This window comes from Burkholderia sp. BCC1988 (genome assembly GCF_905339895.1).
Taxonomy (GTDB): Bacteria; Pseudomonadota; Gammaproteobacteria; order Burkholderiales; family Burkholderiaceae; genus Burkholderia.
Genome location: NZ_CAJPHA010000002.1, coordinates 1 through 26,105 on the forward strand (window position 1 = coordinate 1; position 26,105 = coordinate 26,105).

Below are 26,105 nucleotides of genomic sequence, written 5' to 3' on the forward strand. Positions count from 1 at the left end.
CTATGCCGCCGATACCGTGACCGACTATCTGCTGCGAGACCGCGACAATCCGTCGAGCGTATTGTCGTGCATCGAGGCCGCGCGCTCGAACGCGCGGATGGTGCGCACGGCGCTCACGCGCGAGGCGTGGGAGAGCGTGAACGGCGCCTGGCTCGCGCTGCGCCAGGCGCTCGCGCAGCCGGTGCCGGAGAGCGGGCTGCCGGCGGTGCTCGACGGAGTGAAGCGCGAAACCGCGCTGATCCTCGGCAGCTTCTACAGCACGATGCTGCGCAACGAGATCTTCGATTTCGCGCAGATCGGCGCGTTCGTCGAGCGGGCCGACAACACCGCACGGATCCTCGACGTGAAATACCACCTGCTGCTGCCGTCGGTGTCGCAGGTGGGCACGATCCTCGATACCAACCACTGGGAATCGATCCTGCGGTCGGTCGAGGCAAACAACTCGTACCGCTGGGTGTACGGTGTGCAGTACAAGCCGCTGAACATCGCCGACTACCTGGTCCTGAACGGCCGCATGCCGCGCTCGCTGCGCTATTGCTACGGACGCGTCATGTCGAGTCTCAACTTGCTCGTGAAAGAGCATGGCATCGCTCACGCGTGCCACGGCACCGCCGCACAGACGCTCACGATGCTTTCCGACAGTACGATCGAACGAGTCTTCAAGAACGGCCTGCACGAGTTCCTGACCGGATTCATTCGGCGCAACCAGCGACTGGGGCTCGAAATCGCCCAGGCCTACAACTTCGATTGAGCACTGCAATGCATATCGGGATCACCCATACCCTGCGTTATACCGTCGACGAGCCGTTGCAGCTGGCATTGCAGCGCCTTCGACTGCGACCGTCGTCGAATCCCGGTCAGACGGTCGGGCACTGGGAATTGCTTGCAAACGACATGCAGCCGGCATTGTCGTACGTCGACGGATTCGGCAACCATGTCGACCTTGTGTGTCACCCGAACGACCACAAGGAGATCGTCATCGTTTCACGCGGCGAAGTGACGACGCACAGCAAGGATGGTGTGATCGGCACTGCAGACGATCGTACGAATCCGTGGCTGTTCCTGCGCGAGTCGCCTCTCACGCGTCCCGGGGACTCGTTGATGGAGCTTGCCTCCGCTCTGAAGAGCACGCAAAACCGTCTTCTGCAACTACACGAGTTGATGGACATCGTGCACGATCGTCTCGCACCCGGGGCGGAGAATTGCGACGACGCCACCGATGCAGAAGCTGCGTGGATCGGTTCCCACGGGACCTGTCGCGACCATGCTCATGTATTCATCGCCGTGGCCCGTCGGCTCGGCATTCCCGCGCGCTTCACTTCAGGCTATCTGATAGGCGACGACGGAATCCAGGCAATCGATCATGCGTGGGCTGAAGTCTATGTCGACCATCTCGGTTGGATCGGCTTCGATCCGGCGAACAATCTCTGTCCCGACGAACACTACGTGAAACTCGCGACTGGCATCGACGCTTGCGGCGCCGCGCCGGTCACCTGCATCGAGTCGAACTCGGGCGCTGAAACGCTGACCGCGGAGATTGCGGTCACGCTGTCGGCCCGGTGAGTCGATCGACGGAAATTTCAGTACTCGCACCGATGACGCAAACGACCCGCAGCCTGCTATCGGGCTGCGACTTGCCGGATTCGATCGACGCTATCGACTGCTATCGCGCACCCGTGCTCGACAAGGGTCTCGACATTCTCGAACGCCTGGCGTCGGCTACCGGTTGTAACGCGCCTTGCCCCCCAGTGAGCAGGACCAACGCGCTGCTTCGCTATTCAGCGAGTGAGCGACGAAGCAAATGACGTCAGAACAAGAGCCCCAGCATTGCCGCCTTGACCGCGGCCTCGGTCTTGTTGGCCGAATTCAATTTGCGCATCGCATTGACGAGGTGAAATTTCACGGTCCGCTCGTCGACAGACATGATCTTGCCAATCTCGGAGTAGGTTTTCCCCGCGGCGGACCATTGCAACGCCTCGCGCTCGCGTGCCGTCAACTCGACGGCATATTCGGGCGCAAGCTGCGCGAGCAGATGCATGCTCATCGCGCAGTTGGCGGTGTTCGCGAGCCATGACATCTGGTATCCCTTTTCCGCGAGTTCACTCTCCTCGATCGGCTCGCCCGATCGCACCATGGTCACGAGTCCGATCGCCCCAGTGCGGCTGATGGATGGCATGCACCAGCCGTGGCGCAAGCCGAAGTGCTCCGCTTCGTCCCAGAATTCGACGTTTTGTGTCTGGCTGTCGGCGCGCCAGATCAGGGGTGTCAGCTGACTGAGCCCATGCCGGACCGTCGGATCGACGGCAAAATAGTTTTGGCTCACATAGCGCTCGACCCACGTCTCCGGATAGTTGGACTGCAGCATGAACCGCGGATGACTCACCGGCAACGGAACGCGCAGACCGAACGAACAGTACTCGAATCCGAGTGCTCGCACGTCTGCCGTGAACTCCAGAAACACGTCAGCCACGGATTTTGCCTCGGCGTATCCATTCAGATACTTCTCTCTCCAGGCCTGCATATCATTACCTTTTTGGTCAATCTTGTCCCTAAAGGGGCTGTATTTCGTGGTTGGTGCGCTGATCGATTTTTTATAAATTATTCAAGGATCGTCGTCAAGATTTGAGATATCGAGCGGCAAGCATGGTGTCGGGTGCTGAATTGTTATCCGGCGGCGGATTTCGAGGTGGCGTCCGCGCTCGCCATTGATCGATTGAGGTGGGGAATTTGCATGTCGGCATGCGTATTCGTACATCAGCCAGGTTTCGATGCCGAAAATTGCGACGAGTCCGAAAATCCTGGAATTGCACAATGATCGAGCACCGTCAGGCAATCACCGCTCACGGGGCCGTACGTCATCTTGATAATGCGATGGTGTTCTCCGGGTGATTGTGATATTCGTAAAAAACAGGCGCGTGATCTACCGGCTATCACAAATCACAAGCAGGCATGCCACGAGTGTTGGAAGGGTGTGCGCCTAGCCGGTCCCCGCGAATCTTGCCAAACTATGCGGTATCAATTTTAACAGGTGCCACATCGAGAGAACGGACATGCCTAAAAAACTGAACGACGGATACGTACGATTGACTTTGCCCGCGTTCTACGCGCTGCGCTTCCATCAACATATGTGCCAGCAAGCCCTGAACTTGTTGCATGATTTATGGGGCGAGGGCATTAGCGCCGTCAATGCCGGCTACTACGAGCTGGTCTGCACCGAAACGCGGCCGGCCGTGAGCGTCGGCTGCGTATGGCATGTGGCCGTGGGCCAGTCTGAGGTGAAGGTCGGGAAGGACGACGTCAGCAGCAACGTCATGCTTCTCAACATGAACGGTGACGATTACGGCGCGCAATACAGCCAAGAGTTGATCCAGAACTGGCTGTGCTCGGGAACGCGTCAACGCGAACTTGAATCGGCCATCTTCGCCGGTCACTGATTTCGTGTTCAGTGAATATAACTAGATTAAAAAGGCCTACGCGTCGTGACAAATCTTGTGTGCCGCGCCGCCGCCAATTTCCGTTGATCTTCCTGATCGGACTGGCAATGGCGCGATGTCCGCTACGATCATTTATGCCGTGACGCCGTGGCTCGGGATGGTTGCTTCGGGCCGTCGCTGATCAAGCGCGCTCCGAATCGTCCCTCCGTCCGACTCGCGTAGCGATCGCCGGTCGAATTCCAAAAAACCCCGTTTGTCCGTCGCAGTGTCCCGTCGCACTCGGCGCGACGAGTCTCGTCCAGACGCCTGCCCCCCCCTGCCCATTCGGGCAGCTTTTTTGTCTTTTCAATTTCGGGTCCAATCGCGCCTAACAATTCTGAAGATAAGAGAGAGGGCATTCGCGATGCTGACTTTATTGTCGGGAAAAAGCGCTGATTTGAGTCGCGAGACGATGTATCGACTTGCGAAGTTTCGGCATAAGGTCTTCATACAGGAACTCGGCTGGTCGTTGCCTACGGACGATGGCATCGAATTTGACGACTTCGATCACGCGGCCCCCCTTTATGTCGTCGCTTTCGACCGCAGCGGCGAAATCGTCGGTTGCGGCCGGTTGTTGCCGACCGACGAGCCTTATCTGCTGGGTGAGGTTTTTCCGGATTAGATGGGCGGTGCCTCCCTTCCCAGTACGCGCAATGTTTGGGAACTGTCCCGCTTCGCAATGAGCATGCCGAGCGGCGAGCCGTTGACGGCGGAAGAATCGTGGCAAAACACGCGCTCCCTGATGTCCGAAATCGTCCGTGTCGCGCACGCACATGGCGCCGACCGTCTCATCGCATTTTCCGTGCTCGGCAACGAACGGCTTCTGAAGCGCATGGGCGTCAATGTGCATCGCGCTGCGCCGCCGCAAATGATCGAAGGCAAGCCGACCTTGCCGTTCTGGATCGAGATAGATCAACAAACGCGCGCAGCGCTGAACCTCGACGCGTTGGAGTACGACGTGCCGCTCAACATGTCGCGCAGTGCGCATGTGTCGCACGCGTTCTGACGAGCGCAGCGAATTCGCGACGCGCATCGGGAAGGTCCAGGGTCCGCCGCGAGTCGGGCGGCTCCGGCTCTCTCCTGAAGTGGCTCGGCGCAATACAGCATTACTAAAGGTGTGCCTGAAGATGAACGGCTTTAACGATGTGGGTCAGCTGGTCCTGGTCCGTGAGGGGAAGGTGAAATGACGCTTCGAGTGGTGGTAACCGGTATTGGCATTGTGTCCCCGCTGGGTTGCGGTAAGGAATTGGTGTGGCAGCGCCTGATCGGAGGCGGCTCCGGGCTTCGCCGGCTCGGTGACGACATCGTCGGTGAACTGCCCGCCAAGGTCGGCGGGACCGTACAGGGGAAGGCCGACGATCCCGACGGCGGTTTCGATCCGGAACTCTCGGTGCCGAACAAGGAGCTGAGGAAGATGGACCGCTTCATCCAGATGGCGATGGTCGCTGCAGACGAGGCGCTCGCGGAAGCCGGATGGGCTCCGCAAGCCGAGCATCAGCGCGAGCGGACAGCGACGGTCGTAGCGTCGGGCATCGGTGGGTTTCCCGGGCTGGCGGAGGCGGTCAGGATCGGGGAGACGCGTGGCGTGCGGCGGTTGTCGCCGTTCACCATTCCGTTCTTTCTCTCGAATCTGGCGGCCGGCCAGATTTCGATCAAGCATCAGTTCCGTGGGCCCCTCGGCTGTCCGGTGACGGCCTGTGCGGCGAGCGTGCAGGCGATCGGCGATGCGATGCGCATGATCCGGACCGGTGAGGCCGATGTCGTGCTGGCGGGCGGCGCCGAAGCGGCATTCGACAAGGTCAGCCTGGGCGGATTCGCGGCGGCGCGAGCGTTGTCGATCGGCTTCGGCGATCAGCCGATTCGCGCTTCGCGCCCGTTCGACCGCGATCGTGACGGATTTGTCATGGGCGAGGGAGCGGCCATGCTCGTGGTCGAGTCCCTGGACCATGCCCTCGCACGTGGCGCCCGCCCGATCGCGGAAATCATCGGGTACGGAACCACGGCGGACGCCTATCACATGACCGCCGGTCCCGACGACGGATCCGGCGCCATGCGGGCGATGAAGCTGGCCCTGGCGATGGGCGAAATCGCCCCGGAGCAGGTCGACTACGTCAATGCGCATGCGACATCGACGCCGGTCGGCGACGCCGGCGAAATCGAGGCGCTGAAGACTGTCTTCGGCGTGGGCGCCGGCCCGGCGATTTCCTCGACCAAGTCGGCAACCGGGCATCTGCTCGGCGCGGCGGGCGCCATCGAAGCGGCGTTTTCCATTCTCGCGCTCCGGGATGGCGTGTTGCCCGGAACGCTGAATCTCGAGCACCCCGACGAAGCCGCGGCCGGACTTGACCTGATCGGGCCTTCCGCACGGCGCGTTCCCGTCGAGATCGCACTGTCCAACGGGTTCGGGTTTGGCGGCGTCAATGCATCGGTGCTGTTTAAACGCTACCCGCCGGATAGATCAGCAGGGTCGCATTGACTGCACACCAACAGGGTTTGCGCACGCTTCTGATTTCGTAAGTATTACGAATAGTTGGCGTTCGACGCCATGCTATGGCGCCGCCAGCGCCCCATCGGTTCGATGGTGAGTCGCGGGCCGATCCAGCCGTGCGCCAGACGTGCTGTCCGGCCCCTCAGCCTCGCGCACCACGCCTGGATCCGCCGCAGGCGCAAATGTCGGCACGCGCTCGTGCCGATCCGGTTGGCCTTGCGCAACGTCGTTGCCAAGTGGACAGGCTCCCGGCACGCCTGGAGAAGCGTGATGCCGCAGCTTGCATTGCTTTACCCGGAACGACTCAGCGTCGGAGTCTGAGTTTTAACCCGCCTCACACACGAAATTCCGGATACCTCCCATACCAAATCACCCCGGCCGCCGTGCTGGCCGTGGCCGAGCACTCATCTGTTCGCCGTCCTGCTGGAACGGACGCCATTGGGGCAATTGGAGCGACCCTGAAACACCGGGAATATGGCCGGCATGTGTGCAGCGAGTGTGCACACCAGCCGTCTCGCCGTCGCGCTCCGCGACAGCCGATCGGAGGTCGGCATGGCCGCGTCGGCGAGCGAGTGGGACAGGAACTGAAATCAAAAAAGGCCCCGACAATGGCCGTGAAACTTGCCGGGGCTAACGAACCATGCAAATTGCATGGGACGAGGAAGTATCGCGTCCATCGTATAGCCGCCAATGATTGAGCAGCACCACCGAGTTCCGACGAATTCTCATCGGGTTCAGCCAAGATCCTGCTCAAGGAACGCGTATGTCCTCCACCGACAAGCTTAAAAAATGCCAAAGCGTTTTGACCGCTGCCCCGCTCGCCGTTTCGACGTATCAATTCGTGCGCTTGTGTTGCGGTAGGACCCACAGCATCCGACCGACCGCTTCAGCCTGATTCCGCGAGTGGGTCTTTTCATAGATCGCACGCAACTGGCTGCGAACCGTCGCAAGCGACACGCCGGCGCTCGCCGCACATTCGTCGGGTGTCTTGCCGCTGATCAACGCTTCCGCGACCGCGGCTTCGGCGCTCGACAAGCCGAACGATTGCCGAAGCTGTTGTGCGACGACGAGCGCGGCGCCGCTGCGTCGCCTGACCGTGATCAGTATCGTCGCATCGCCGAACGTGGCATGGAGCGCCTGTCCGGACAATGCCGCGATGCCGAGAAAAATCTCGTGCGCCGCGGCCAACGTGCCGGACAGGGCAAGGCTCTCGCTCTTGCGGGTCTTCGCGACGCGCGCCAACGCCGCCTTGAGCGCCTCGTTTTGGGGCGCGCTCGTCGCGCTCAGGTGCCCGTTCTCGAGCTTGAGGCAGGTGGTGGCGCGCAGCATCGACTCGGCCGCCCGGTTGACGAACTGGACGCGCGCGTGCCGGTCCAGCGCAAAGACGGCGAGGCCCAGCTCCTCCATCAGCTCGGCGCCGAGCGTGGCGTCGCGATGCAGCACTCGCGCGTCTTGCCACAGGTTGATCGAGCGCTGCAGATGCCCGGCCATACCGGTCAGGGTCGCGCGTTCTTCTGAAGAATAGGGTGTGCGGCCGTGCGCGCGCAGTAACCCGAGCAGAATGTTGTCGCTGCCGGGGCGCGCGAAGCGAATCCCCATCAGGTAGCGAAATCCCGACGGAATCTGATAGTCCTGGAAGAACTCGCTGCGTTCGACGTCGCGCTCGGTCAGATGATCCTGACAACAAACGAATTCGCCGAGCGGTGCGTTTTCGACGAAGCCGCGGCGCGGATCGAGCGCGCCGTAATACTGATCGTAGAGCGCGATGATCTCGTCGAATTCCGCGCGCGGCGAATAGATCGAGAATTTCGGGGCATTGCGCGCGACGTCCCAACTGAACATGTGAAATACGTCTGCGCCGAGCGATTCGGATACCCGGTGAAAAACTTCCAGAAAACCGTCCGGATGCAGCGCGGCCTCATAGAGGTCCCCGATGAGTTGGTCTCGTTGCATGTGTTCACCCCGTCGCTTCGCGATCTTCGTATTCTGATTTTGTCTGACGATATTGCTTCGAATACCGAATTTTTTTCAGGCTAACACAGGTTATTTGCATTTCATGCCCTGTTATTTCCCGATTTTCATCCACCTGAATGATGATCGAGAAAATCGTCTTTGCGAGAATCCTCGCCATTCAGCGTGCACGCGCAATGTATGTGACACGCATCAACCAGAAGGGGCTCGGGGGAAACGCAATGAAACTCACACCTGTCGTATCCGGTATTGCAGTGCTTGTCCTGTCGGCTTGTGGCGGCGGCAGCGATTCCTCCTCGCCACCCGCACCGCCCGCCGCGCAGACGGTCAGCGGGGTCGCGGCCGCCGGCGCCGCGATGCAGGCCGCCACCGTGAAACTGGTCGATGCGACCGGCAAAGCGGTCGACTGCCCGGCCGATGCGTCGACCGGCGCGTTTCAATGCACGGTGACCGGCCTGACCGCGCCTTTCGCGTTGTCCGCATACGGCAACGTCGCCGACTCGCAGGCCACGCTGATCGCGCTCAGTGCCACGGCCGGCACGCAGACGATCAACATCACGCCGATCACGAACGCGATTGCCGCCACGATCGTCGGCGACAACCCGACCAAGCTGCTGGCCGACACCGGTTTGCTGCAAAGCAAGGTCACGGCCCAGGCCGTCGCCAGCACGGTGCAAGCCTATTCGTCGGCGCTGGCCGACCTGCTGGCCGCCACCGGCAATGCGGGCGTCGACCTGATTTCCGGCCCGTTGACGGCGGGCGCGCCGGGTCTCGACCGGCTGCTCGACCAGATCAAGATCAACGTCCTGCCGGATGGCGGCGTCCAGATCAGCTCGGTGGCGGGCGCGTCCAGCGATACGCCGGTGCAGCTTCAGCTCGCGCCCGGCGTCGCGCCGCAGGCGAGCGACAAGGCCAGCCTGCCGGCCGCCGCGACCATCAATGGCGCGGTGGTGTCGAACCTGCCGAGCGCCAGCGATCTGGCGGCATTGCAGAGCGCGCTCAACCAGTGCTTCGCCGGTTCGACCGGCGCTGCGCGCACGGGCGGCAGCGTATCGGCATGCGGCCGGATCTTCGTCGACGACGTCGCGTCCGGCGCGCTGAATGCAGGCGTGCCTTCCGCGTACCTCAACAACGGGATGTCGGTCGACCAGGAGTTCGGCGCGCCGGCAGGCGGCACGCCGGGCATCGTGGCCGACGATGCGATGAACAACGCGAGCTTCAGCCTGCCGGAAGTCATCCGCGTCGTTGCCAGCGACACGATGTGGGTCAAGCTCGCGTGGACGCGCAGCGACGGGATTCGCGACGGCATGCAGCAGCATGTACAGCTTGCAGTGCGGGCGGGCAGTCTCGCGAACGGCGATACCGGCTGGCGCGTGGTCGGCAATCAGCGCGCGGTGCTGAGCAAGGTCAATGCGAACGCACAGAAGTGGGACTGGCTGAATCCGGCCAATCCGTCGACGGGGACCAACGCGTTCGTCGATTCGCTCAACCTGCAGGTGGGTGCCGTCGACGCGGCCGGCACCGCGGTGGACTTCGCGATCGTCAACGGCCCCGGCTTGCGCAACGGCGTGTTTCTCCAGCCGTCGAGCGGGACCTGCGACACGCTGAACATCCGCGCGCAGATCGCAAGCGGGCAGACGCCGGCGCAACTCGCCGCACTGGCGAAGAACCCGCAGTGCCGCAACAACTTCCGTCTGGCCGGCGTCGCGCAGGATCCGGCCAACCAGGGCCTGTTCACGTGGCCCGGCGACGCGCCGCGCAACAATACCGCATGGGCGAAGCCGCAACTGAGCACCGCGGAGCTGGCCGACATCAAGCCGTTCAGCGCCTATACGATCGACATCTACCAGAACGGCAACACGTCGACGCCGGCCCGGCACTACACGGTCCGGCTGCGTACGCCGTCGCCGTCGCCCGACGCGCTGCGCCAGTACGCGTGGCACGATCTGGCGCAGTCCACGCGCGACAAGCTGACGCCGGGCTCCGCCAGCACGTTCGCGGGCGGCGCGACCTTCCCGCTGGGCTGGACGTCGAAATCGGGTCTGCCGTTCGTCAAACGCGGCAACGTGCAGATTCGCGCAACCGCGGCCGGGCAGCCGGCGGCGACGTTCGTCAACGGTTCGGCATCGGCGTCGCCGGTCCAGCCGGGCGCCTCGGTCACGCTCAACGTGCCGGGCGACCAGGGCGTCGCGTTCCCGTCGGTGGCCGGCTGGACGGGCAGCGCGGACTTCTCGTTCGTGAACTTGAGCTGGTCCGACCCGGTCGACACGCTCTTCACCGAGGCCTTCGAGTACGACCGGTAACAGGCAGCCGGGCGAATGCGTCCGGCGAGCGTCGGCCGGCGGGGCGATGCGTCGTCCCGCCGGCGGGCAACGATCGGCCTGGCCGAGCGCGACGTGTTTTCGTTCGACGGAGAACGCCGCGACCGGATCGTGGGCGGCGTGCTGGCGAGAATCGGTTCGGCGTGCCGCGCGGCGGCGGCGCCGACAACCGACAGGCTGCCGATCGTGTCAAATCGAACCGGACGAGATACTGCGCGACGACGGATGCCGCCGATCATGCGCGCCCGTTACGTTCCTGCACCCGGCGGCACCGGGCCGGCCGGTTTTGCCGCGCTCGCGGCTTCCATCACGCGCAGCACCGGCCGGCCGCCGACATCCTTCAGCGGGAAATACGAGCGATGCGTGCCCGGATCGACAGCGACGACGTGCGCGTTCGGCCCGAGCCGGCCTTCGCCGATCTTGGCAACGCTCCGGCCCCGGACGCTGAACATCGAAACGATGCCGGCTTCACCCGCAACATAGAGCACGTCCGACGCCGAATCGAACGCCAGCACATCCGGGCCGCCGCCGAGGTCGAACGTGCGGACGACGTGCCGTGCGCGCATATCGAAGACGAGGAGCGCGTCGTTGTCCTCGCACGCGATGAAGGCGAGGCCGGCGCGCGGCTCGATCAGCAATCCGTGATTGCCTTTCGCACCCGGCAAGTCGAACCGGTCGACGACACGGTCCGTCGCCGGATCGATTTCGACGAGCTGGCGCCGCGTCTGAACGTTCACGAAGATGTGTCGGGAAACCGGGTCGTACTGCGTGTTGCCGGCTTCGCCGTCGAGCGGGATCGTCGCGACGCGCCGGTTGCTCCGGACATCGATGACCGTCTCCGTTTTTCCGTATTCGTCGGATACGTACAGCTTGTGCAGGTCGGCCGCATAGGCCATGCCGTCGGGATAATGCCCGCCCGGCATGCGCGCGACGATTTTCAGCGTCGCGGCGTCGATCGCGACGATCTCGTCGGAGCCGGTCGCAGACGCGTAGATGCGCGACAGCGCCGGCACGGCAAGCACGCCATGTACCGACGATACGCCTGCGATCCGGGCGGTCACGCGCGATGCATGCGTATCGAAAGCGATCACTTCGCCGTCGCCGAGGTGAGCGATGAAGAGCAGGTTGCGGCTCGGGTCCAGGCTTGCGTAGTCGAGTCGTGTCGCGCGGCCCGGCAACGCGATGTCCGCGACATGCTTCAGCGGCAGGGCGCCGGTCGAGGCGCCTTCGCCCGCGGCGAAGACCCGGTGAATCGGCAGGCCCGACGTGCCGAGCCCGCCTAATAGCGCGACGAGCAGCGGCAGGCCGTAGCGCCAGCGTCCAGGATCCTTCATGATTGCCTCCCGCGACGGCCGCCACCGCATTGGCACGGCGGCGGCATCGCTTTGCATGGTTCCCCCGCTCGTTCGCTGTTCGACCGTGGCCGCGATTACCGTGCCCGGCCGTCGTCCGGTTCGACGTGGCGAAACGCTGCGAGCAGCGAAAGGTCGTACGCGATCTTCAGCGCGCCGCATGCGACCAGCGGCGCACCGAGCCAGCCGAGACCGAACAGGCCGCCGGCCAAGGTCGGCGCGACAGCGGCCGCGAGGCTGCGCGGGACGGATGTAAAACTGGCCGCTGCCGGTCGCTCCGCCGGCGTGACGACCGCCATCACATAGGCGGTTCGGGTCGGGACATCCATTTGCGACAGCGCGCTTCGCATCAGCAACAGTGTCAACGTCAGCGGCAACGACGGCGCGAGCGCGGCGCCGATCAGGCAGACGCTCGACGGAATATGCGTGAACACCATCGTGTTCAGCAGGCCGATCCTGCGCGACAGTGGCGCGGCCGCGAGCTGCGAGCCGGCCGAGAGCAGGCCCGCCCAGAAGAAGAACTGGCCGGCAGCCGCGATCGAGAGCCCGAAGCGCTGCATCAACCACAGCGACAGCAGCGAGTTGACGACGAGACCGCCCGCGAATGCGTCGACGCTGAACAGCATCGCCAGCCGCACGACGATCGGGCGTGACGGGCCGAGCGGGGGCGCTGCCTGCGCAGCGCGAACTGTCTGGCGCGGCAGCCGCCGATACAGCATGCAGACGACGACACCGGTGGCCGCATAGACCAGAAACATGCCGCGCATCGCGCCCAGCGTCGAGATTCCGGTATGTGACGCAACCGCGATCGGCAGGCCTGCCGCGAGGGATCCGACCGCTGCCGATACGGCCCCGACGAGGCTGTAGCGGGCGAACAGCGCCGTGCGAGCGTCGCCGTTGGCGGCTTGCGCCAGGCGCGACTGTTCGAGCGGCAGAAACACGCTGACGTCGCCCGAACTCGGATTGAGCGTGCCGGCGAAGGCGATGACGAACAGCGGCCACCACGTGGAGACGCTCGCGAAACCGATGCCCGTCGCCGCCATCAATGCCGCCGCGAGCGTCAGCATGCGGCGCTGCGTGAAGCGGCTCGCGAGCATGCCGACCGCGATCGTCGCGATGGCGGAACCCGTCAACGTCGTGGTGCCGATCAGGCCGACATCCAGTTGCGACAGCCCGAGCGACAGCAGATACGCGGGCAGCAGCACGGCAATGAATCCATCGCAGAAACCGCGCATGCCGCGGCTGCCGAGGATCAGCCATGCGGCCTTGTCCGCGCCCGCCGGCAGCATCCGGCTGGCGAGCGTCGACGCGCGGCGGCTGCTAGGGACGTGCATCACGCCGGCACCACGCGTAGAGCGCGTCGTACATCACCATGCCGTGCCGCAGTTGCTCGTGATCGTCGGCGAAGTGTCCGGACAGGCCGATCGAGATCGCGTACAGCCCGGCCGATTCCGGCGCGAGATCGAGCCGTCCGGTATCGGCGCCGCGCACGATCGCGGCGAGCTTGAGCAGCGCCGGGGCGTCGAGCCGGTACCGGTCGAGAAACGCATCGAAGCTGCAGCGTTCACCATGGTGGCCAAGCTCGACGCCCGGCACGTCGTAGGGCACCGCGCCCGTTTCGTCCGCCAGTCGCAGGACGTCCGGACCCGGGACGTAGAGAAATTCCGGCGCATCGTCGATGAACCGCGCAATCAGCCACGGACATGCGATGCGGTCGACCTTCGGCCGTTCGCGCGTAATCCATTTCACGGCACGCCTCCTGTACGGCGGACGAACGTCGTCCGATGCGTCACGGCCGCCTCCCGGCAATGCGGCTCAATGATGGAGCAGCGGGTAGGCCACGAGCCCGACGAGCGCGGCAGCCGTGACGACGACCGGCTCCTGCAACTTCTTGAAACGCCACAGCAGCAGCACGGTCGCGATCGCGAGCAGTGCGGTCGGCAGGTCGACGATCGAGCGTTTCGCGATGACGAGGACGGAGCCGGTGATCGCCCCGACGGCTGCGGCGGTGATGCCGTCGACGAACGCCTTGACGCCCGGACGGTGCCCGTACTTCTTCACGTAAGGCGCGGGGATGACCGTGAACAGATAGCAAGGCAGGAACGTGCCGAGTGCGGCGACGAGTGCGCCCGGGAAGCCCGCCACCAGATACCCGATGAAGCCGACCGTGATCACGACCGGGCCGGGCGTGATCATCGCGACCGCCACGGCATCCACGAACTGCTTGTCGTTCAGCCAGTGATGTTCGGTGACGACGCCGCCATAAAGGAACGGCACGATCGCCAGCCCGGAGCCGAACACGAACGCGCCGGCCTTCATGAAGAACGCGCCGATCTGAACGAGCTGCGGCAGGTCGATGCCGCTCAATATGCCGCTGGCTGCCGGCAGGTTGGCGGCGGCAACCGCGTTCAGCCCGCCGCGCTGCAGCCACTTGGGCGGGGCACGCCACAGCCAGCCGACCAGGCCCGCGACCACGAACAGCCACGCGATTTCCGATTCCGTGATGAAGGTCACGGCGGCAAGCGTGACGAAGATCGCCCAGAGCAGCTTGTCGTGGCCGACGGTTTTCGTCGTGAGCTTGTAGGCGCTCATCGCGATGATGCCGACCACCGCGGCGCCGACGCCGTAGAAGACGGCCTGCATCCAGGACAGCCCGCCGAAATGTGAGTACGCGAAGCCGAGCGCAACCACCATCAGGAACGACGGCAGCACGAACGCGAAGCCGACGAGCGTCGCACCGAGCAGGCGGTAGTGCACGAAGCCCAGATAGATCGCGAGCTGGGCCGCCATCGGCCCCGGTGCGAGCTGGGCCAGCGTGAGCCCTTCCTTGTAGTCGGCTTCCGTGATCCAGCCGCGACGCTCGACCAGGTCGCGACGCATGTAGCCTGCGAGCGCGACCGGCCCGCCGAAGCCGAACGTGCCGAGACGCAGCATGTAGGCGACCAGCTGGCCAAGCGAGTAGGTCGGTTCGGTGGTGGCGAGGGAGGTGGTCATGATCTGGCCGCGGTGTGGTTTTTGCCGTTCGACGTGAAGTGTGCGTACAGGGCGTCGAGCACGGCGCCCATCTGCTCGAGCAACCGGTCGTCGTTCTCTGCCTGCTGGCGCGTGCCGGCCATCACGGCCTCGAAGCCGATCGCTTCGGGCGCCGCGGGGCCGCCCACGTCGAGCGCATGCACGATTTCGCCGAGCCGCATCAGCGCGGGGTCGTTGTCGAGCCCGAAACTCGCCAGCAGCACCTCGAACGTCACGCGCTCGCCGACATGCGTAAACGTCGCGCCGTCGAAATCGAAGCCCAGCGCGTCGGCCGGGCAATCCGCCGGCGACGCGAGCCAGACGAAGCGGGCGCGTGCGTCGATGAAGCGGCGGATCAGCCAGGCACTGGCGACGCGATCGACCCACATCCGCTGCCGCGTCGCCCAGGTGCGGCCCTGATATTCGCCGATCGCCAGCGGCCGGATCGCGCGGTCCGCGGCGTGCGGTTCGCCTGGCGACAGCACGGTGTCGACCAGCGCGACGAAATCCTGCAACGCGACTTCGGCGCGGGTGGCCGAGTCGCCCGGGAAATAGTCGATCGCACGGATGGCGTCGAAATCCTTGCGCATGCGGCGCAGCAAGCGCGTCAGTTCCGAGGCCGACTGTCCGGCGAGGGTCTTGCGGGCGTCCGCAAGGGCCTGGATAAAGGCGGCGTCGTCTTCGCCGCGATCGAAGAGCGCGCGGAATTCCCGCTCCTGCGACGCATCGAGACTCGGCGCGCGCAACAGGTGAGCGCTGCCGCCGCTGTCGGCAATCGCGTCCGCGAGTTCGCGCAGCATCCGTTCATGCGCTTCCGACTGGGGCAGCAGGTAGACGCCGTCGCGCAGCACCGCGCAGCCTTTTGCCTTGAGCGCGCGCCAGAACCGCATGCGCGCCGTCGCGTTCTGCGTGGGAAGGGTCAGCACGAGGAGCGACCAGGTCGTGAGTGAATTCATGTAGCAAATGCTACTCATACGTTACGACTTCTACAAGTTAACTTTGGCGGCGGCTTCGGTGACTGGCGGCCGGGCGGCCTGCGAGGCGCGCGTCATTCGTCTGGTTTTTTCCGGCAAATACCCCCTCCCCCTATATGGAAGCGCGATTTGATATATAGTCCCCCCCGGTATATGAAAGGACCACCATGAGCCACACCATCCAGGAAAAGCAGAAGCTGCTGAACCGTGTCCGCCGGATCAAAGGGCAGGTCGAAGCGATCGAACGCGCGCTCGAGGACGAGCGCGGTTGCAACGAAATCCTCCGCCTCATCACGAGCGGTCGCGGCGCAATGAACGGCCTGCTCGCGGTCGTGCTCGAGGATCACATTCGCAGCCATCTGGTCGACGCCGAAGGTCACGACGACGAAGGCAGCGCGACCGAACAGCTGATCGAAGTCGTGCACAGCTACTTCAAGTAACCGGAGGCGGAATGAACAGCTTCAGCAATGACGCCTTCGGCGCAGGGCATGACCACATCTTTCTCGGCGCCGCGCACGAGCAGAACGAACGCCGGACCTGGATGGTCATCGCGCTGTGCGCGGCGATGATGGTGGCGGAGATCGTCGGCGGGTCCCTGTTCGGTTCGCTGGCACTGATCGCGGACGGCCTGCACATGTCGACGCACGCGGGCGCGATGCTGATCGCCGCGCTCGCCTATACATACGCGCGCAAGCATGCGCGCGACCCGCGCTTCGTGTTCGGCACGGGCAAGCTCGGCGATCTCGCGGGTTTCACGAGCGCGATCGTGCTCGCGATGATCGCGCTGCTGATCGGGTACGAGGCGGTCGCACGCCTGCTCGCGCCGGTCCCGATTCATTTCGGCGAGGCGATTCCGATCGCGGTGGCCGGCTTGCTCGTCAACATCGCGAGCGTGTGGCTGCTGAGCGGCGACCATCATGGCCACGGTCATGGTCATCATCACGGTCATCATCACGGGCATGGTCATGACGATCACGACGGTCACGCGCACGACCACGAAGAGGAAGCGCACCAGATCTTCGATCGGCAGGGCGTATTCGTCGTGTCGGTGTTCGAGGAAGGCGTCCCGCCGGTGTTCCGCGTCGCGCCCGCGACGCACGAGACGAAGCTCGTCGATGTGAGCGCGGTGTCGGTGACGACGATCCGCCCGGACGGCAGCCGTCACGTGTTCGCGATGCAAAGTCGCGGCGGCTATCTGGAGTCGACCGAAGCCATTCCCGAACCGCACGAATTCAATGCGATCGTCCGGCTGAACGGCCGCGAGCACGAACTGGCGTTCGAGGAGCACGACCACGGCACGTCCGCGGCGGCGGCGCGCGATCACAACATCCGCTCCGCGTACATCCACGTGATCGCCGACGCGGCCGTCTCCGTCCTGACGATCGTCGGGCTGCTGCTCGCGCGGGCGTTCGGCTGGGTCTGGATGGATCCGCTGGCCGGCATCATCGGCGCGCTGGTGATCGCGAACTGGTCGTACGGCCTGATGCGCGATACGGGCGGGATCCTGCTCGACATGAATTCGGATCGCCGCCTGACGGACAACGTGCGCGGTGCGATCGAAGGCACGGGCGACCGGGTCGGCGACCTGCATGTGTGGCGGCTCGGGCCGGGACACATGAGCGCGGTCGTGTCGGTGGTGACGGACGATCCGAAGCGCGATGCGCGCTTCTATCACGGCGTGCTGCAGCGGTTCAGGAACCTGTCGCACGTGACCGTCGAAGTCGTGCCCGCGACGCGAGGGCGATGAGCATGGCGGTCAAGTCCCCTTGCGTCGACGTGTGTTCGTTCGACGGTCGCACCGGCTATTGCGTGGCATGCCTGCGAACGCGCGACGAAGCGCGCGACTGGAAGAAGATGACGGATCACCGGCGCCATCAGATCGTGAACGACCGCGCGCGGCGGCATGCGAAGCTGACGCGGGCTTGAAGTCGAGGTATGCGCGAAGTCGCGCGTGCGGCTGCAGCAGATTGAACGCGCGGCGGACGGGACGAAGGATCGGGGCGATGCGCGTGCCGACCGCGTCGCTTGCTTCAACCGGCCCCGCCACGCCGGTGCATTCCCGACGAACGCATTTGCCGGACGATGTACGCCGTCCGCGCGCCGTCACGCGGATCAGGACGCTTGTGATCCGGTATTGCCGAGGCGGCGGTCGGTGACGGTCGTCGATCCGCCCGGCACGCCTCGTCGGGACTGCGCCGCTTCTACATCTCGTATCGCAACGTCGCCATGACGCTGCGCGGCGCCCCCGGCATGTTGAGGTTCGGGTTCGAGCCATGGGCCGACACGATGTAGCCCTTGTTGAACAGGTTGTAGAGGTTCAACTGGAGCGACATCGGCCCGTGCGCATACCAGGCCATCATGTCGGCCGTCACGTAACCCGGCAGCGTCACCGTGTTCTGCGGATCGGCCATGCGCGCGCCGACGAGGTTCAGGCCGCCGCCAACGCCGAAGCCGCTGCCGAGATTCTTGGTGAGCCACAGGTTGCCGGAGTGGCGCGGGGTCAGGGTGGCGCGCTTGCCCTGCAACGCGGCCGTCGACTGGGTGACGGTGGCATCGAGGTAGGCATAGCCCGCGAGCACGCGCCAGCCGTGGCCGAGTTCCGCAGCCCCGCTGAGTTCCACGCCGTCGGTCCGCTGCTCGCCGATCGGAATCAGCGCCGTGTTGCTTGCATTGGCGACCTTGATGTTGCTGCGGTCCAGCCGGAACACCGAGATCGTCGTGGTGGCCTTGCCGCCGAGCCAGTCGTACTTCGCGCCGATCTCGGTGTTGGTCGTGGTTTCCGGAGCGAGTTCGGCATTGTTGGCCGCCAGCGAGAACGCTTCGCCGGAAGGCTGGAACGAGCGGCTCCACGACACGTAGTACGACTGCGTTCGGGTGGGCTGCCAGACGAGACCCACGCGCGGGCTCCACGCCGTATCGGTGCGCGACAGGCCCGGCTGCTTCGGACGGCGGTCGAGCGTCTCCTGCTCGAAGCGATCGTAGCGGATGCCGAGCAGCGCCTTCCACTGCTCGTTGAAGCTGATCAGGTCCTGCGTGTAGAACCCGAGGGTCTTGAAGATGCCGAGGTTGTTGGCCGTCGGCGTGGTCGACGTGTGCAGCGGCAGCGTCGGAAGGGCGGGCGCGAACAGGTCGAAATTCATCGGCTTGCCGTTCGCGCCGGTGACGGGCGCCGAGTAGCTGACGAGATCCTTGTTCTGCTGGCCGAATTCCATCCCGTACAGCAATTCGTGCTTCATGCCGAACAGCGTGGCCTTCTGCGTGAGATCGGTCTGGTTGAACCAGCCGTGTTCCTCGCGATAGACGTTGCCGTGATTCAGCGTGAACGTCCGCGCCGCCTCGTTGACGCTGCCGACCAGCGTGTTGTTCCGGTCGAGCGAGTAGTGATAGTAGCGGGTGGCGTTCCGGATCGACCATTGGTCGTTGAACTCGTGCTTGATCGTCGCGGTACTCGAATAGACCCGCGATCGCGTATAGTCCACGTCGCCGGCGTTCGCCGCGCCGTAATACGCGGATGCCGGCACGTCGACCGGTCGTCCGTGATAGGCCGGAATGCCGAAGTCCGTCACGCGACGATCTTCGAGGTAGTCCGCCTGCAGCAGGACGGTCGTCTTCGGCGCGATGCGAAACTCGAACGACGGCGCGACCGCCGTGCGATTCAGGAACTGTTGCGAGCGATAGCTCTTCGCTTCCTCGTGTGCGCCGGTGATCCGGAAGGCGGCCGCGCCGTTCGCGAGGACGCGCCCGACGTCGGCCTCCACCCGGCGATCGGCCCACGAACCGTAGCTGATCCCGAAGTTGGTCACGTCGATCCCGGGTTTTTTCGTCACGCGATTGATCAGTCCACCTGACGATCCGCGGCCGTAAAGAACGGCAGCCGGGCCCTTGACCACTTCCACCCGGTCGACGTTCGAGAGATCCCGGAAATACAGGGCATCGTCGCGAATGCCGTCGACGAACTGGTCGGCAATCGCTGAGAAGCCGCGAATGGTGACCTGGTCGCGCTGACCGTCGCCGGTCGAGAACCCGACGCCCGCGACGTTCTTCAGCACGTCCTGCAGCGAGTTCGCATGCTGGTCGCGCATCACTTCGGCCGTGACCACGTTAACCGTCTGCGGGATATCGCGCAGCGGCGCGTCGATCCTGGTGGCGCTGACCGCGTTCGTCGGGTTGTAGCCTTCGCCCGGATCGCGGAGCGCGCTGGCGTTCACCGATACCGCCGGCAACACGTCGGTGGCCGTGCTGGTCGGTGCACTTGCGTTTTCCTGTGCGAAGGCCGCGCCGACCATGATCGGCTGGCACGCGATGGCGGCCAGAATGGCCCGTCGCGCCGGGTGCAACACGTGTTTCATTTCCCAACCTGCCATGTGTAATGATTCGTAATCTCGAAACGCGACGCATTATCATTTGAAAGGAAGTAAGGGTCAACAAGTGTTGCGCGATAACCGGGATTCTTGTTTTTGTCTGATGTTTGCTGACGCCGAAGGATGCGTTCGTGCCGGATCCGGACGAGCACGGCGTGCGGCCAGGCAATGACGGCGACTGAAGCGCCAGCGGGGCGCGTCGCGCGGGGAGGTTCGTCGGGATTGATCCGGCACGGTCATCGAACCGTTCGGTGTTGCGACTCTGTCGATCCGACTACGAGGTGGTGACCGGCGGGGCGGCGCGCGTGCCGGTCTGGCATGGCGCGCTGTATCCTGAAATCTTCCGGCGGCCGTGGCATCTCGTCACGGTCGGTGTCACGAAGCGGTCGGATACTGCCGGCGTGCGCGGCCTGACGGAACGGGCAGCGGCCGCGCCGTGTGTCGAGGTGGCGGACGGCCGGCAATCGGCACCGTCACGCGAGTCCTGCCGCGCGGTGTGCCGATTACCGGCGCTGACGTGTTCCCGCGCCGCGGCGCGCCTGTCCTGTCGGGACAGGGAACCCCGTGGCAAGTCGCACCGTCCGCAACCTCGATGCAGATCGATCATGAGCGCTCCAACCCCGATTGCCGGCAAGCCTGCGATTCCACGGACCGTGTGGGCCCTGGGCCTCGTGAGCCTCTTCATGGACCTGTCGTCCGAACTGATCCATGCGCTGTTGCCGATCTATCTGGTGTCGACGATGGGCATGAGCGTCGCCGCGCTCGGCGTGCTCGAAGGGGCGGCCGAAGCGACGGCGATGATCGTCAAGGTGTTCTCCGGCGCGATCAGCGACTGGCTCGGGCGCCGCAAGGGGCTGCTGCTGATCGGCTATGGCCTCGCGGCGCTGACCAAGCCGTTGTTTCCGCTGGCGTCCACGCCGGCCGTGGTCGTGACGGCCCGTCTGCTCGACCGCGTCGGCAAGGGAATTCGCGGCGCGCCGCGCGACGCGCTCGTGGCCGACGTCGCACCGCCCGAAATCCGCGGCGCCTGCTTCGGCCTGCGTCAGTCGATGGATACCGTGGGCGCGTTTCTCGGGCCGATGCTCGCGATCGTGCTGATGCTCTGGTTCGAGGACCGCATCCGGACCGTGCTGTGGTTCGCCGTGGTGCCGGCCTTCGTCGCGATCGCATTGATCGTCTTCGGCGTACGGGAGCCCGAGCAGTCGAAACCGGACCGGCGCTTTCGCTCGCCGTTGCGCTGGAACGCGCTGCGCGAGTTTCCCCGCGGCTACTGGTTCGTCGTCGCGGCCGGCGCGACGTTTACGCTCGCGCGCTTCAGCGAGGCATTCCTGGTGCTGCGTGCGCAGCAGACGGGGCTCGATGCGGCATGGATCCCGGGCGTGATGGTCGCGATGAGCGTCGCTTATTCGGCGTCCGCCTGGCCGGTCGGCATCCTGTCGGACCGGCTCGATCGCCGCGTGCTGCTCGCGGCCGGCATGGTGCTGCTGATCGCGGCCGACCTGCTGCTCGGCATCGGCACGTCGACGCTCTCGATGTTCGCCGGCGTGGCCGTGTGGGGGCTGCACATGGGCTTCACGCAGGGCATCCTCGCCGCGATGGTGTCGGAAACCTCGCCGGCCACGCTGCGCGGGACCGCGTTCGGCGTGTTCAACCTGGTGAGCGGCATCTGCATGCTGCTCGCGAGCAGCATCGCCGGCGCGCTGTGGGCGCGTTTCGGCGCGTCGGCCACGTTTCTCGCCGGCGCGGCGCTGGTCGTGGTGCCGCTGTGCCTGTGCCGGTTCATGCCGCGACCCGGCACGTCGCCGGCGTGATGCGTCACGCCGCGGGTTCGCCGACGCCCGCGCAAGGCCGAACTGACGGGCGGGCGCGACGGTGCCCGAAGATCGAAGCCGGGGCGCCGCCCGTCGGCGCACTGGCTACCGGCACCCGGCCCGAAGCCCGAGGCCCGAGGCCTGAAGCCTGAAGCCCGAAGTCCGAAGCCCGAAGCCCGAAGCCCGAAGCCCCAGACCGGCGAAGGCCCACTCCGCCTAGTTCCGCGCGTCGCATTCCGCCCTTAGCTTTCAGATTTGAAAGATTGTCCGGCGTTTGCGATAGAATGCGTCCCCTGTTCGCCGTGGCCATACCCACGGACGGGCTCCGGCATTCGAAAACGGCGCGCACCGCGCTCGCGGAATTCCATCCCCGTTTCAATGCCGGCGATCGACCTGCCGTTGGAAACACCCGTTCTGTAATTTGGATTGCTAATGAAGAAGAAGCACAACATCACCAAGTACATCGTCATCGCGATGGTGCTTGGCATTGCCGTGGGCTACGCCTGTCATAGCGCGTTTCCCGACCCGAAAATGGCCAGGGAAGTCGCCGGCTATGTGTCGCTGCTGTCCGACGTGTTCCTGCGCCTGATCAAGATGATCATCGCGCCGCTGGTGTTCGCGACGCTGACCGTCGGCATCGCGCAGATGGGCGACAGCGGGTCGGTCGGCCGCGTCGGTGTGAAGGCGTTCGGCTGGTTCTTCATCGCGTCGTTCACGTCGTTGCTGCTCGGCCTGATCACCGCGACGATCCTGAAGCCGGGCAGCCACCTGAGCCTGCCGCTGCCGGCCGCCGATGCGGCGCTGAACCTGAAGACGGGCGCATTCACGCTGAAGGATTTCGTCGTCCACCTGGTGCCGAAATCGATCGCCGAGGCGATGGCGAACAACGAGATCCTGCAGATCGTCGTGTTCTCGATCTTCTTCGGCACCGCGCTGTCCGCGCTCGGCGACGCCGGCAAGCGCCTGACCGGCGTGATCGACGATCTCGCGCAGGTCATGCTCAAGGTGACGGGCGCGGTGATGTGGTTCGCGCCGGTCGCGGTGTTCGCGGCGCTGGCGTCGACGATCACGACGGAAGGGCTCGGCATCCTGCTCACGTTCGCGAAGTTCATGGCGAGCTTCTACCTGGCGCTGGCGCTGCTGTGGGGCGTGCTGACGCTCGCTGGCGTGGCGTTTCTCGGCAAGCGCGCGTTCACGCTGATCCGCCTGATCCGCGAGCCGTTCCTGCTGTCGTTCGCGACGGCGAGCTCGGAAGCCGCGTATCCGAAGCTGCTCGACGCGCTCGACCGGTTCGGCGTGAATCGCAGGATCTCGAGCTTCGTGCTGCCGATCGGGTACTCGTTCAACCTCGACGGCTCGATGATGTACTGCACGTTCGCGGTGCTGTTCATCTCGCAGGTGTACGGGATCGACCTGCCGCTCGGCACGCAGATCACGATGCTGTTGATGCTGATGGTGACGTCGAAGGGGATGGCGGGCGTGCCGCGCGCATCGCTGGTCGTGATCGCGGCGACGCTCGGCCAGTTCCATCTGCCGGAAGCCGGACTGCTGCTGATCATGGGCGTCGACATGTTCCTCGACATGGGGCGCTCGGCCACCAACGCGGTCGGCAACTCGATCGCGGCTGCGGTGGTCGCGAAGTGGGAAGGCCAGCTCGGCGATTCGCGCGACGACACGGATCCGGACGGCGGCGGCGAGATCAGGCAGGCGGAAGTGCGGGAGACGGCAACGTCCGCGTGATTTCCCCGTTTCAAATGAAATGATCTGCACCGGCCTGGATTCGACCTGGATACAGGCCGGTGCAATACCTGCCGGCAATACCCGCCGGTAGTTGTTCCTCTACCTGCCTCCGGCGATTTTCCCGATTCGCCGAAAAACCTCCCCATTCCCGATCCGCCGCATTCGAACCCGCGGTGATATTCCCGTCGGCGAACGCCGGATTTCCTCGATATCAAGGTACGCGCGTAAGTGGTCATTCACTCTCGCGCAATCGCGCGCGCCGTCTACGCCATCGGTCCGCAATTTTTTTCGATTTATATAACGCTATTCTCGCTGCAGCCGATTATCAAATGCGCGCGCGATGTAATACCGACTGCACCGGATGATTTAGGCGGCAGTATTTACGCACTGCCGATTCCACCATTCAGGAGAGCATCAGCCATGGTCGCCGGAAAACCGATTCAGGCCGTGCTGCTCGCCGCCGCGATCGCCACGATTGCGCCGGCCGGATACGCGGCCAACACCACCGACTGGCTGGCGAACACCTACGGCACGCTCGCCGCGCACGTCGGCAACGTCGCGCGTTCGATGTGGGTCGCGCCCGAAGGCGTGATCTACACCGCGTCGATGTGGGACGAGGACGAGGGCGGCGTCGCGATCTACCAGAACGGCAAGAGCGCCGGCTCGATCGGCACGCATTCCGAATTCCAGGGCAGCGCGATCACGGGCAACGCGACGTCGCTGTTCGTCGCGCTGCAGCCCGGCAACGGATACGGCAGCGGCGCGGTCGGGCGCTACAACCGCGCGACGCGGTTCCGCGACAAGCTGATTCAGGTCACGGCGGCGACCGACCAGCCGCGCATCGACGTCGTCACCGGGCTCGCCACGGCCGGCTCGCTGCTCTATGCGAGCGACTTCTACGGCAATCGCGTGCGGGTGTTCACGACCGACGGCGTGTGGCAGCGCGACATCGGCGTATCGGCGCCCGGCGCGCTCGCCGTCGACGGTGCGGGCAACGTCTGGGTCGCGCAGAAGAGCGCGGGCGCAGTCGTCGAATTCAGCCCGGCCGGTGCGCTGCTGAACACGATCCGGCTGGCCGCCGGGTCGCAGCCGTCGGCGCTCTATTTCGATGCGGCGGCGGGGCAGCTGATGGTCGGCGACGAAGGCCCCGACATGAACATCAAGCGCTATACCGTCGCGGGCCGGCCCGCGCTGGCCGGCACGTTCGGCGTGCGCGGCGGTTATCTCGACACGACGACGGGCACCAAGGGGCAAGTCGGCGCGCAGCGCTTCACCCGCGTGGCCGGCATCGGCAAGGACACGGCCGGCAACCTGTATGTACTCAACAACCCGTGGGGCGGCAGCTGGGATCTCGGCCGCAACGGCGCGACCGACATTCACGCGTACGGCAGCACCGGCAGCCTGCGGTGGACGCTGCAGTCGCTCAATTTCGAAGGCATCGCCGCGCCGGACCCGGTCACCGAAGGCGCGCTGTTCTACAGCGGCACGCACGTCTACAGCGGCACCGCGGGCGGCACCTTCGTCGCGAACACCGTCGATCCGTTCACGTATCCGTCGGACCCGCGCATCAATATGGGCGACACGCAGCGCGACGAGCACTTCGGGCTGCTGACGTCGGTCGGCGCGAACCGGATCCTCGTCGCGGCGGGGCAGAATCCGCCGGTCTACTATTTCTTCCACTTCAACGCGGCCAACGGCTACGTCGCGATTCCGGACGGATCGATCCCCGGGCCCGCGTTCAACACGACCCGGCGCGTGTCGGCCGGCTTCAGCCTCGACAGCAACGGCGGCGTATGGGCCGGCCTCGACAAGACCGGCGCCATTTATCACTATCCGCTGACCGGTTTCGATGCGAGCGGCAAGCCGTCGTGGGGGCCGGGCGTGCCGACGCCGGTGCCGGCCAGCATCCAGCCGCTCACGCGCATCGTCTATCTCGCCGACAGCGACACGATGGTGCTCGCGCAGGGCGTCGTCGGCAGTACCGACTGGACGTCGATCGGCACGCGCATCGAGGTGTATCACGGCTGGCGCGCGGGCAACACGACGAAGCCGAACCCGGTGATCACGCTGCCGCATAGCGGCGCGAAGTCGATCGATGCGGCCGGCAACCACCTGTTCGTCGGCTACTGGTTCAGCAGCAGCGGGCCGCTGTGGCCGAACATCGACGCATTCAATCTCGACACCGGCAATCTCGACACGACGCTCGTCAACGCGAGCCCGGCGACCGTGGATACCAGCAGCGCGATCGATGCGATGTACAGCGTGCGTGCATACCGTCGCGCGAACGGCGAGTACGTGGTGACGAAGAACAACGTGAAAGGGAACAGCATCACCGTTTACCGGTGGACGCCTTGACGGCGAGGCCGCACGGCCACGATGACACCGCGATGGCTGTCATCGAAATGCCTTCGCTGTAACGATGTGTAAGAAGCCGGCCCGCAACGGAGCCGGTCATCCGCTTGACATTGGGCGGCGATGTAATGCCGGCACGTCGGCGATCGTCGACGCAATGCACTCGATCGACTGGCAAAGGCCCTCGCCACCGCGCGACACGGGCAGACAACGCCAGGATCATGCCGGACACGTCAGACGGTAATCGCCC

At 65.0% G+C, this 26,105-nt stretch carries 21 protein-coding genes and 2 pseudogenes; 15 read left to right on the forward strand and 8 right to left on the reverse strand.

The annotated features are described in order from the left end of the window. From U4012_RS02795 to U4012_RS02805, 3 genes and pseudogenes are all read left to right on the forward strand, one after another. A partial coding sequence (locus U4012_RS02795) for an alpha-E domain-containing protein (RefSeq protein WP_321796018.1) occupies positions 1-751 on the forward strand: 751 nt, incomplete at its 5' end. Between the two features lie 8 nt (positions 752-759). Continuing rightward, positions 760-1,563 (forward strand): transglutaminase family protein, encoded by an 804-nt coding sequence (locus U4012_RS02800; RefSeq protein WP_321796020.1) that lies wholly within the window; start codon positions 760-762, stop codon positions 1,561-1,563. A 32-nt stretch (positions 1,564-1,595) separates the two neighbouring features. Next, positions 1,596-1,715: pseudogene (locus tag U4012_RS02805) on the forward strand (IclR family transcriptional regulator); the annotation flags it as partial. A 92-nt stretch (positions 1,716-1,807) separates the two neighbouring features. Here the strand turns inward: U4012_RS02805 and U4012_RS02810 are convergent. Next, positions 1,808-2,470 carry a LuxR family transcriptional regulator gene (locus U4012_RS02810; RefSeq protein WP_321796022.1) on the reverse strand — a complete coding sequence of 221 codons (663 nt, stop codon included), beginning with the start codon at positions 2,468-2,470 and terminating at the stop codon, positions 1,808-1,810. A 580-nt stretch (positions 2,471-3,050) separates the two neighbouring features. Between U4012_RS02810 and U4012_RS02815 the strand changes: the two genes are divergently transcribed. The 5 genes and pseudogenes from U4012_RS02815 to U4012_RS02835 form a co-directional block, all read left to right on the forward strand. After that, the gene (locus U4012_RS02815) at positions 3,051-3,434 is read left to right on the forward strand and encodes a DUF4902 domain-containing protein (RefSeq protein ID WP_124668486.1); all 384 of its coding nucleotides are present in this window, start codon (positions 3,051-3,053) and stop codon (positions 3,432-3,434) included. A 403-nt stretch (positions 3,435-3,837) separates the two neighbouring features. Next, complete coding sequence (locus tag U4012_RS02820; RefSeq protein ID WP_321796026.1) at positions 3,838-4,095, forward strand: acyl-homoserine-lactone synthase; 258 nt, start codon at positions 3,838-3,840, stop codon at positions 4,093-4,095. 57 nt (positions 4,096-4,152) lie between these two features. Beyond that, entirely contained in the window at positions 4,153-4,479 is a 327-nt protein-coding gene (locus tag U4012_RS02825; RefSeq protein ID WP_321796028.1) for a hypothetical protein, read from the forward strand. A 177-nt stretch (positions 4,480-4,656) separates the two neighbouring features. Then, complete coding sequence (gene fabF / locus U4012_RS02830) at positions 4,657-5,949, forward strand: beta-ketoacyl-ACP synthase II (RefSeq protein ID WP_321796030.1); 1,293 nt, start codon at positions 4,657-4,659, stop codon at positions 5,947-5,949. A 204-nt stretch (positions 5,950-6,153) separates the two neighbouring features. Then, a pseudogene (locus U4012_RS02835) lies at positions 6,154-6,282 on the forward strand (IS256 family transposase); the annotation flags it as partial. 513 nt (positions 6,283-6,795) lie between these two features. On the opposite strand, the gene U4012_RS02840 reads toward U4012_RS02835, so the two are convergent. Then, positions 6,796-7,914 carry a helix-turn-helix transcriptional regulator gene (locus U4012_RS02840; RefSeq protein WP_321796032.1) on the reverse strand — a complete coding sequence of 373 codons (1,119 nt, stop codon included), beginning with the start codon at positions 7,912-7,914 and terminating at the stop codon, positions 6,796-6,798. A gap of 239 nt (positions 7,915-8,153) precedes the next feature. Here U4012_RS02840 and U4012_RS02845 point away from each other — a divergent pair, with 239 nt between their 5' ends. Next, positions 8,154-10,235 (forward strand): hypothetical protein, encoded by a 2,082-nt coding sequence (locus tag U4012_RS02845; RefSeq protein ID WP_321796034.1) that lies wholly within the window; start codon positions 8,154-8,156, stop codon positions 10,233-10,235. Between the two features lie 266 nt (positions 10,236-10,501). Here U4012_RS02845 and U4012_RS02850 read toward each other — a convergent pair whose 3' ends face one another. The 5 genes from U4012_RS02850 to U4012_RS02870 form a co-directional block, all read right to left on the reverse strand. Continuing rightward, entirely contained in the window at positions 10,502-11,587 is a 1,086-nt protein-coding gene (locus U4012_RS02850) for a YncE family protein (RefSeq protein WP_321796036.1), read from the reverse strand. Positions 11,588-11,682: 95 nt separating this feature from the next. Then, positions 11,683-12,939, reverse strand: coding sequence for an MFS transporter (locus tag U4012_RS02855; RefSeq protein ID WP_321796038.1), 1,257 nt, complete (start codon positions 12,937-12,939; stop codon positions 11,683-11,685). Then, entirely contained in the window at positions 12,926-13,354 is a 429-nt protein-coding gene (locus U4012_RS02860; RefSeq protein ID WP_044847518.1) for a chromate resistance protein ChrB domain-containing protein, read from the reverse strand. Before U4012_RS02860 ends, U4012_RS02855 begins: the two co-directional genes overlap by 14 nt. Positions 13,355-13,420: 66 nt before the next feature. Further along, positions 13,421-14,599 carry a chromate transporter gene (locus U4012_RS02865; protein WP_321796042.1) on the reverse strand — a complete coding sequence of 393 codons (1,179 nt, stop codon included), beginning with the start codon at positions 14,597-14,599 and terminating at the stop codon, positions 13,421-13,423. Beyond that, complete coding sequence (locus U4012_RS02870) at positions 14,596-15,573, reverse strand: chromate resistance protein ChrB domain-containing protein (protein ID WP_321796044.1); 978 nt, start codon at positions 15,571-15,573, stop codon at positions 14,596-14,598. The genes U4012_RS02865 and U4012_RS02870 overlap by 4 nt, the downstream gene beginning before the upstream one ends. A gap of 185 nt (positions 15,574-15,758) precedes the next feature. Here U4012_RS02870 and U4012_RS02875 point away from each other — a divergent pair, with 185 nt between their 5' ends. From U4012_RS02875 to U4012_RS02885, 3 genes are read left to right on the forward strand one after another with little or no spacing between them, the layout of a single operon-like run. Continuing rightward, entirely contained in the window at positions 15,759-16,031 is a 273-nt protein-coding gene (locus tag U4012_RS02875) for a metal/formaldehyde-sensitive transcriptional repressor (protein ID WP_044847515.1), read from the forward strand. 11 nt (positions 16,032-16,042) lie between these two features. Then, a complete protein-coding gene (gene dmeF, locus U4012_RS02880) occupies positions 16,043-17,338 on the forward strand; it encodes a CDF family Co(II)/Ni(II) efflux transporter DmeF (RefSeq protein ID WP_321796048.1) in 1,296 nt (431 codons plus the stop codon). Positions 17,339-17,340: 2 nt separating this feature from the next. Then, positions 17,341-17,517 (forward strand): DUF1289 domain-containing protein, encoded by a 177-nt coding sequence (locus U4012_RS02885; protein WP_185500436.1) that lies wholly within the window; start codon positions 17,341-17,343, stop codon positions 17,515-17,517. A 275-nt stretch (positions 17,518-17,792) separates the two neighbouring features. Here the strand turns inward: U4012_RS02885 and U4012_RS02890 are convergent, their stop codons facing one another. Further along, entirely contained in the window at positions 17,793-19,940 is a 2,148-nt protein-coding gene (locus U4012_RS02890; RefSeq protein WP_321796051.1) for a TonB-dependent siderophore receptor, read from the reverse strand. 617 nt (positions 19,941-20,557) lie between these two features. Between U4012_RS02890 and U4012_RS02895 the strand changes: the two genes are divergently transcribed. From U4012_RS02895 to U4012_RS02905, 3 genes are all read left to right on the forward strand, one after another. Further along, entirely contained in the window at positions 20,558-21,763 is a 1,206-nt protein-coding gene (locus U4012_RS02895) for an MFS transporter (protein ID WP_044847510.1), read from the forward strand. A 432-nt stretch (positions 21,764-22,195) separates the two neighbouring features. Further along, positions 22,196-23,503, forward strand: a complete 1,308-nt coding sequence (locus U4012_RS02900) for a dicarboxylate/amino acid:cation symporter (protein WP_124487130.1) — start codon at positions 22,196-22,198, stop codon at positions 23,501-23,503. 420 nt (positions 23,504-23,923) lie between these two features. Further along, positions 23,924-25,858: an SMP-30/gluconolactonase/LRE family protein gene (locus U4012_RS02905; protein ID WP_321796056.1), complete on the forward strand. Its 1,935-nt coding sequence runs from the start codon at positions 23,924-23,926 to the stop codon at positions 25,856-25,858. Positions 25,859-26,105 lie beyond the last annotated feature (247 nt).